The organism is Hymenobacter metallilatus, assembly GCF_003944705.1.
GTDB classification, from domain to species: Bacteria; Bacteroidota; Bacteroidia; order Cytophagales; family Hymenobacteraceae; genus Hymenobacter; species Hymenobacter metallilatus.
In genome coordinates this window covers 1-643 of sequence record NZ_RWIS01000033.1, presented here as the reverse complement: position 1 = coordinate 643, position 643 = coordinate 1, and the positions used below count along the sequence as shown (strand labels likewise).

General features: G+C 64.9%; 1 protein-coding gene and 1 pseudogene. Both read left to right on the top strand.

Annotated features, from left to right (window positions below; all coding sequences use genetic code 11):
• Positions 1-237, top strand: a pseudogene (locus EI290_RS22645) (IS1 family transposase); the annotation flags it as partial.
• Positions 203-634: an IS1 family transposase gene (locus EI290_RS22215; protein ID WP_185817123.1), complete on the top strand. Its 432-nt coding sequence runs from the start codon at positions 203-205 to the stop codon at positions 632-634. The pseudogene EI290_RS22645 and the gene EI290_RS22215, both read left to right, overlap by 35 nt.
• The last annotated feature ends 9 nt before the right edge of the window (positions 635-643 follow it).

The window sequence follows — 643 nt, the reverse complement described above, 5'->3', positions numbered from 1 at the left end:
GCGAAGTACCTGTGCACGAGCTGCCGCCACCAGGCGGTATTCCAGCCAGCGGCCCCGCGCAAAGCGGCACAGTATGCGCAGGTAGAAAAGCTGCTCCTGGAGCGGGTCTTGCAGCGGGCCATCGTGCGCCTGACGGGCGTAGCGCGGATGACGGTGGCCAAGCTGGCAAAAAAAAGCGCAGACCCGTCCCCTGAGTTGTCCGTTGCCGCACCGGCCGAAAGAGCGGGAGCTGGATGAGCTGTGGACGTTTGTCGGCCGCAAACGGCGCAAAAAGTGGCTGTGGCTGGCCGTGGAGCGGCACACGCGGCGCATCGTGGCCTGGGTGCTGGGCAGCCGGGGCCGTGCTACCGCCCGGCGCCTGTGGCGGGCGCTGCCCGTCCCCTACCGTACGGGTACGTGGTACCACACGGATGAGTGGGAAGCTTACCGGGGCGTGCGGCCGGTGCGGGCTCACCGGGCGCATCCGAAAGGCAGCGGCCAAACCAGCATCGTGGAGGCTATCAATTGCTCCTTGCGCCAGAAATGTGCCGTGCTGGTGCGCAAGACCTGCTCGTTCAGTCGCTGCTTAGCCATGCACCACGTGCGTATTCAACTCGTCATTGACGAGCATAATCGACGATGCACCATAACTTAGACCACCACC